Origin of the sequence: Candidatus Caldatribacterium sp., assembly GCA_014359405.1 — a bacterium.
In the GTDB taxonomy this organism is placed as follows: domain Bacteria; phylum Atribacterota; class Atribacteria; order Atribacterales; family Caldatribacteriaceae; genus Caldatribacterium; species Caldatribacterium oleiphilum.
The window spans coordinates 1-6,991 of the sequence record JACIZN010000101.1 but is presented as its reverse complement, the minus strand read 5'-3'; the positions used below and the strand labels follow the sequence as shown (position 1 = coordinate 6,991).

Annotated in this window: 6 protein-coding genes; all 6 read left to right on the top strand. The window is 52.9% G+C overall.

Translation table 11 applies throughout. The annotated features are described in order from the left end of the window. Window positions 1–78: 78 nt before the first annotated feature. The 6 genes from H5U36_08035 (at window position 79) to H5U36_08010 (ending at window position 6,935) form a co-directional block, all read left to right on the top strand. Window positions 79–2,202 (top strand): FAD-dependent oxidoreductase, encoded by a 2,124-nt coding sequence (locus tag H5U36_08035; GenBank protein ID MBC7218070.1) that lies wholly within the window; start codon window positions 79–81, stop codon window positions 2,200–2,202. Between the two features lie 69 nt (window positions 2,203–2,271). Further along, complete coding sequence (locus H5U36_08030; protein MBC7218069.1) at window positions 2,272–3,039, top strand: GntR family transcriptional regulator; 768 nt, start codon at window positions 2,272–2,274, stop codon at window positions 3,037–3,039. Between the two features lie 16 nt (window positions 3,040–3,055). Then, window positions 3,056–4,042 carry an ROK family protein gene (locus H5U36_08025; protein ID MBC7218068.1) on the top strand — a complete coding sequence of 329 codons (987 nt, stop codon included), beginning with the start codon at window positions 3,056–3,058 and terminating at the stop codon, window positions 4,040–4,042. Next, complete coding sequence (locus H5U36_08020) at window positions 4,003–5,193, top strand: Gfo/Idh/MocA family oxidoreductase (GenBank protein MBC7218067.1); 1,191 nt, start codon at window positions 4,003–4,005, stop codon at window positions 5,191–5,193. The genes H5U36_08025 and H5U36_08020 overlap by 40 nt, the downstream gene beginning before the upstream one ends. Window positions 5,194–5,205: 12 nt before the next feature. Next, a complete protein-coding gene (locus H5U36_08015; GenBank protein ID MBC7218066.1) occupies window positions 5,206–6,114 on the top strand; it encodes a sugar phosphate isomerase/epimerase in 909 nt (302 codons plus the stop codon). Window positions 6,115–6,506: 392 nt separating this feature from the next. Beyond that, window positions 6,507–6,935 carry a transposase gene (locus tag H5U36_08010; protein MBC7218065.1) on the top strand — a complete coding sequence of 143 codons (429 nt, stop codon included), beginning with the start codon at window positions 6,507–6,509 and terminating at the stop codon, window positions 6,933–6,935. The last annotated feature ends 56 nt before the right edge of the window (window positions 6,936–6,991 follow it).

Here is a 6,991-nt window from a genome sequence, read left to right as displayed (position 1 = left end):
CGAAGAGATTATGGAGGAGTGTTACCGAAGAAAAGGTAGAGAAGAATGCTGTTAGTCCGAAAGGAAGGAGGAACTCCTCTGAGAAATCCCTATTTTCCTCATCTTTTCTCGCCCATTGAAATTGGAAACTTCGTCGTTCCAAACCGTATCGTCCACGTCCCCACCGATATCAGCTCAGCTAACGCTGATGGATCGGTGAACGAGCGGGTCATACGTTACCATGAGGAAATCGCCAAAGGTGGTTGCGGATTCATCATCGTTGGAGCTACAACACCCGATAAGGCCACAGGAAGACCGACGGTAACTTGCCTTGCAGCTGATGAAGATCCCATGATACCTGGTCTTGCGCGTCTTGCCGAAGCTATGCACCGGTACGGCGCACGGTGCGCAGTACAGATTCAGCACCCCGGAAGACAGGCAGCCTGGCCGAGAAAAGACCTCTTTTCTGCAACGGACATGGTGGTTTCGCTTCCAGGATCTGCGGGACACGAAATCGTCTACGCTGAGGAGGTCGCAAAGAAAGGGAAGTCCGTGCGGGCCATGACCGTGGAGGAAATCTATGATCTCATCGAGAAGTTTGCCGAAGCTGCGTGGCGTGTCCAGCAGGCAGGTTTTGATGCTGTTGAGCTCCATGGTGCCCATGGATACCTCATTGCCCAGTTCATGAGTCCGTACATCAACCGGAGGAATGACCGCTTTGGAGGAAGCTCCATCAATAGAATGCGCTTCGTCCTTGAAATCATCGACCGTATTAAACGGAAGTGCGGAAAGAACTTCCCCATCGGCATTCGGTACTCGGGAGAAGAATGGATTGAGGGAGGAAGAACGCTTGATGAAAGCATAAAGATAGCGAAACTCATGGAAGAGAGCGGTGTTGCCTTCCTGGACATCAGCGCCGGAACCTTTGAAGTCCCCGGACCTACCATGGACCCCATGTACTACCCCCAGGGATGGAACACCTATGCGGCAGAGGAAATCAAAAAGCACGTGAAAATCCCGGTCATCACGAGCCACACCCTCCGGGATCCGGAGTACTGTGAGCGGATTCTTGCCGAAGGAAGGGTCGATATGGTCGGCCTCTCGAGGCAGCTCATTGCTGACCCCTACTGGGCTAATAAAGCCAAAGAGGGAAGAGTCAAGGAGATTCGCAAATGCATCTCTTGCCTTGTAGGATGCTGGCAGGAATCCCTCATGATCAAGAGAGAATGCCGGTGTACCGTTAATCCCGCCATGGGGGATGAGCGATTTATCAACCTTCCGAAAACCAAAAAGCCCCTTCGCGTGGCCATAGTCGGGGGAGGTCCAGGGGGCCTCGAAGCAGCACGAATTGCCACTTTGCGGGGACATGAAGTCACTGTTTTCGAAAAAACGGGAAAACTCGGAGGAACCATTCTCTTCTGCTGCACCGTTCCAGGGAAAACGAAGATGCGCTGGTACGCCGACTGGCTCCGGGAACAGATTGCCCAGCTTGGGGTAACGGTACGCTTGCGAACCGAACCCACTCTTGAGGACCTCAAATCTTTTGATGTTGCGCTCATTGCCACAGGAAGCAAAGTCTTCCGACCCGATATTCCCGGTATTGACCTGCCCTTTGTCGTTTCCTTTGAGGAGGTCCTCCGGTGCAAGGCGAAGGGGTGTACGTACTATCCAGGGGATAGACCAAAACCCTTTGAGTGTGGAGAAACGGTGCTCATCTGGGGAGACCACTTCGCGGCCGCAGATACCGCCGAAAAGCTCGGGTTCGAAGGGAAAAAGGTGTACATTGTAACGGAGAATCGGGAATTTGCCTCCTGGATGGAACCAATTCACCGTGACGTTATGATGAAGCGCTTTGCAGGTGGAAATGGTGAAGCCTTAACACTTCGCCCCTACCGGTACCCAGTAACCCTCTTTACGGAAACGACGGTTCTTGAAATTCGCGAAGGAGGAGAGGTTGTCCTCCAAAACAGTGAGTTCAAGAGAATGACAGTACGGGTGGATAACGTCGTCCTGGCGAAAGTCACTTCCAACGACACACTCTACGAAACACTTCTCAATGAAGGACTCCTCGTAGCAAAGTTAGGAGACGCCCAAAAGATAAGGAACCTTCGAGGAGCAGTTACCGACGGAGCAAACATGGGTCTTGTCCTTGAAGAAGACGTCGTGCTCAACGGTAATCTCGCCCTTGCGGCTTCCCTTCCCACAGAGGTACGAAAAAGGTAAACGAAGGAGGCACCCCCTGAGGGGAATGGTGTATACTTAGGGCAAAGCGCAAGGCAGGAGGATTGAGGAATGCCTGAGATTCTTGAAGAGAGCGGTATTCCCCTGTACCAGCAGCTCAAAAATATTTTGAAAGGCCAGATCCTCAGCGGGGTGCTCAAGCCAGGAGATCGTATTCCCCCGGAAACGGAACTCTGTGCCAAGTACGGTGTGAGCAGAATCACGGTTCGACAGGCCATTCATAGCCTCGTAGAGGAGGGATTTCTCTACCGGAAGCAAGGGAAGGGGACTTTTGTCACCTCCCCCAAACTCCGCAGGCGCCTTCCAAAACTCTACAGTTTCACAGAGGATATGCTGGAACTTGGGCTCACCCCGAGTTCCCGGGTGCTAACCTGCGAGGTCGTGACGGCGGATGAGAAAATGCGGGAAACCCTTCGTCTCCCCCCTCGGGAAGACAAGGTCAATCGCATCGTCCGTGTCCGCTGCGCGAATAACGAACCCATTCTCCTTGAGACAACCGTTATACCTGTGTACCTCTGTCCGGGACTCGTAAACGAAGACTTAGAGCGAGGGTCACTCTACGCCGTGCTTCGGGATAAGTATGGGCTCATTCTCGACCACGCCTATGAGACATACGAGGTCGGAAAGGTTCGCAAAGACGAGGCTCAATACCTCGAGTGCCGGGTGGGATTACCCGCTTTTGTCATTGAACGGGTCGCGTACCTCAGGAACGAGATACCTGTGGAGTGGACGAAGTCTGTTGCTCGAGGAGACAGAATCCGCTTCACGGTGCTCCTTGTGGCCGACCAGGCACAGATCCGCCGGGAAGTTGAAGTTTAGGGGGTAGGAAAGGATGGTGGCAAAAGCATTATTTCTGGGAATTGACCTTGGGGGAACGAATACAAAGATTGCCCTCGTGGACAAGGATGGAGCTGTTCTTGAACGAAGTGTCATCCCCACGAGGGCCATGCGGAGTGCAGAAGAGGTCCTTGATGATATTGCTCGTGAGGCTCTGCAGCTTCGCCAAAGGTTCGAAGCCCGGGGATTCAAGGTCTGGGCAGCAGGAATCGGCATACCGGGGCTCATTGACTGGAAGACTGGAGTGGGCATTCTCCTCCCAAACTTTCCCGGAAAATGGCATGGTGTCCCGGTGAAGGAATGGCTCGAGAAGCGCCTCGGCATTCCAGTTGCCGTGATTAATGACGTCCGAGCAATTACCCTCGCCGAGAAACGCTTTGGTGCCGGAAAAGAAGTGAGCAGCATGGTCATGGTCGCCATCGGCACAGGCATTGGTGGAGGAGTCATTATCGATGGTGAGCTCTACATTGGGAAAGACGGAAGCGCAGGCGAATTCGGTCACATCACTGTAGAACCAAACGGGGTGCGTTGTGGGTGCGGGAATCGTGGCTGCCTTGAAGCGTATGCCTCCGGTCCTGCCATGGTTGCCCAGGCCCTGCGGGCTCTCGTGCAGCAAAACGACACCCTCATTCGGGATCTCGTTGGCGATGATTTAGCGCGGGTGACTCCAAAGATTATCGCCGAAGCTGCTCAAAAAGGTGATAGCGTCGCTCTTGAAATCATCGAGCGAAGCGGCGCCTATATCGGACAAGCGCTCTCATGCATCTGCGTCGTGGTGAATCCGGAAATGATTGTCATTGGCGGGGGTGTTGCCCAGGCGGGAGAACTCCTTTTTGAGAGCATCCGAAAGGGACTGCGGGAGCGACTCTTCATGGTTCCCGTGGATACCATTCAGTTTGTTCCTGCGCAACTTGGTCTTGATGCGGGTGTTATCGGAACGGCAACATGGGCAAAAGAGCGCCTCGAAAAGGGGGTCATAGGGTGAAGAAGGTCGTACAAGTTGGGATTATTGGAGCTGGGTTCATCGGTCCTGCTCATGCGGAAGCAGCGCGGAGGACTTTTCTTGCGGAGGTTGTCGCCATAGCCGATGTGAACGAGGATGTTGCGCGTCGTAAGGCTCAAGATCTCGGGGTACCACACTTTTTCGGAGACTGGCGGGACCTCATCAGAAGTGATGCAGTTGAGGTTGTCCACATTTGCACTCCGAATTACCTCCATTACCCAATGGCAAAAGAGGCTCTTCTGGCAGGAAAACATGTCATCTGCGAGAAACCTTTGGCCATGAACCGGAGGGAAGCCGAAGAGCTCGTAGAACTCGCAGAAAAAACGAGAAAGGTCCATGCCGTTCACTTCAATGTCCGGTTCTATCCTCTGGTGCGGGAGGCTCGAGAGCTTGTGCACCAGGGACAGGTGGGGAAGATTTTCGCCATCCACGGCTCGTATCTTCAGGACTGGCTTTTCTACGAAACGGATTACAACTGGCGCCTTGAGCCTGAGCTCAGTGGTCCCTCGAGGGCCGTAGCGGACATTGGCTCTCACTGGCTCGACCTTGTGGAGTTCATTTCCGGCCAAAGAGTTGTGGAGGTCTTCGCTGATTTTGCCACTTTCCACAAAGTGCGGAAGAAACCCCTGAAACCTGTGGAGACATATGCGGGAAAGATTTTGAAACCCGAAGACTACGAGGATGTCCCTATCAATACCGAAGACTATGCCAGTGTTCTCTTACATTTTGACCGCGGTGCTTTTGGGGTTATGACCGTCAACCAGGTAGCGGCAGGAAGGAAAAACCGGATTACCTATGAAATTGACGGTTCTTCCTGTGCGCTCTTTTGGGATTCCGAACATCCCAACGACCTGTGGATTGGAAGGCGTGACAGGGCAAATGAAATCCTCATGAAGGATCCCTCTCTCGTGAGCGAGGCAACGCGTCGCATCATCTCTTTCCCAGGAGGCCACAATGAGGGATTCCCAGATACCTCGAAGCACTTCTTCCGGGAAGTGTACTCTGCCATCCTTGAGTCAAGACCAAAAGAAGAATGGAACTTCCCCACTTTTGTCGATGGATTGAGAGAGGTCGTGCTGTGCGAGGCCATCCTTGAGAGTGCCCGCCGAAAGACGTGGGTTCAAGTCCGATAGGAGGGAGAAAGAATGAAACTCGGATTCATGACCGCTTGCCTTCCAGAGATGAGTCTTGAGGAACTCGTGGCATGGGCGAGCAAGAACGGCTTCCAAATGCTTGAGGTGGCCTGCTGGCCGAAAGTTTACGAGAAGCGCCGGTACGCAGGAACGCAGCACATCGACGTGGAGAACCTCACAGAGGAGGAAGCGGCTCGCATTCGGGAGCTCTTTGCCCGGCATAACCTTGAAATCTCTTCCTTAGGGTACTATCCAAATAACCTCGATCCCAACTTAGAGAACCGCCGCTTCTACCATGAGCACCTCAAGAAAGTCATCAAGGCAGCACAGATGCTTGGAGTTCCTGTGGTGGGAACCTTTGTGGGGCGAGACCCCAAAATGAACGTAGAAGAGGCTTTAAGCGAGTTCTCTCGGGTTTTCCCGGACCTTGTGAAATTTGCCGAGGACCACGGGGTAAAACTCGCCATCGAGAACTGTCCTATGCTCTACACGATTGACCGGTGGCCAGGGGGGACAAATCTTGCCACTACTCCCGCCATCTGGGAGCGAATGTTTGAAATCATTCCCTCTCCGTACTTTGGCTTGAATCTTGATCCCTCACACCTCATCTGGCAGCAGATCGACTACGTTCGGGCAGTCCACGACTTCAAGGAAAAAATCTTCCACGTCCATGCCAAAGACACCAAAATTCTCTGGGATAAGCTGTATGAGGTGGGTATCTTTGGCTTTGGGTGGTATGTGGACAAGGTGGCCGGTACAGGCGATATCGATTGGTCTGCTTTTCTTACCGCTCTTCATGAGGTTGGATACGACTACGTTGTGAGCATAGAGCATGAGGACAGGAGTTTCGAGAGGGACACGGCGAGTAAACTCCGGGGTATTCTCCTTGCAAAGCAGCTCATTGGTCCCTACATAGTGTGAGAGAGGGAACAGACATACCTCCTTAGGGAACCCTCTAAAAGGGGGTTCCCTTCTTTCTACAATTCTCCTATAGAGTTTTTCACGCAGGCTGCGGTGACCAAGGTAGGCGGGAGAACTCGTCTTAGAAGAAGAACAGGAGAGAGAAACCTCTCGCCTGCGCAAGAAGCAATACGAGTGAGAATAAAAACCGTTTGCCCCTTTGGGTCCTCTTTCCACTTCGAAGTCCCTGAGGGCAATCTTTCTCGGCGAAGTCTGCCAAGATCCGTGGATCCTTGAAAAAGGAGTCAAGCCTTGCTTAGAAGTGTCAGATCTGGGGATGTTCCAAAAATAGGGCAACAGGGTCTTGAAACAAAAGCAGGGGAGATGGTAAAACCTCCCCTGCCATGAGGAAGATGAGTGTTGAGGAAATCGTAAGGCTTGTCGGGTTCTTCTACGGGAAGATTGTACCACACCTCCCAAAACCTTCCACTCGAAGGGGGAGACCTCGGAAATTCTCTGACCAAGAGATTCTCTCTCTCCTCCTCGTGAAGGAGATGTACGCCCTCTCCTTCAGGGAAGTTCTCTCCCTCTTCAGGAGTTTTTCTACGGAGGTACCATCCCTCAATGACTTCCACTACCGGGCAAGGAGGCTCAAAGAGGCGGTGCAGCTCCTCATAAGGTGCATCCACGACAGCCTGCAGGAGGAGGTCAAGACAGTCATCGTAGATGGAACAGGTATTGGGTACAAGAGGAAGACCTACCTCAACTGGCTCCATAGTGTCTCGTTTATTGTGTCCGGCCAGCATTGTAGCTCCCCGTCTCGATTTCCGCAAATCCCCTGAGCTTTCGCGCTCCCCAGGCCTCGTCCAGATAACTCAAAACCAGGTACAAAAGCTTT

What these genes read in the sequence shown, in the direction of transcription:
- H5U36_08030 (MBC7218069.1), top strand. Translation starts at nt 2,272, where the DNA reads ATGCCTGAGATTCTTGAAGAGAGCGGTATTCCCCTGTACCAGCAGCTC.
- H5U36_08020 (MBC7218067.1), top strand. Translation starts at nt 4,003, where the DNA reads ATGGGCAAAAGAGCGCCTCGAAAAGGGGGTCATAGGGTGAAGAAGGTC.
- H5U36_08015 (MBC7218066.1), top strand. Translation starts at nt 5,206, where the DNA reads ATGAAACTCGGATTCATGACCGCTTGCCTTCCAGAGATGAGTCTTGAG.
- H5U36_08010 (MBC7218065.1), top strand. Translation starts at nt 6,507, where the DNA reads ATGAGTGTTGAGGAAATCGTAAGGCTTGTCGGGTTCTTCTACGGGAAG.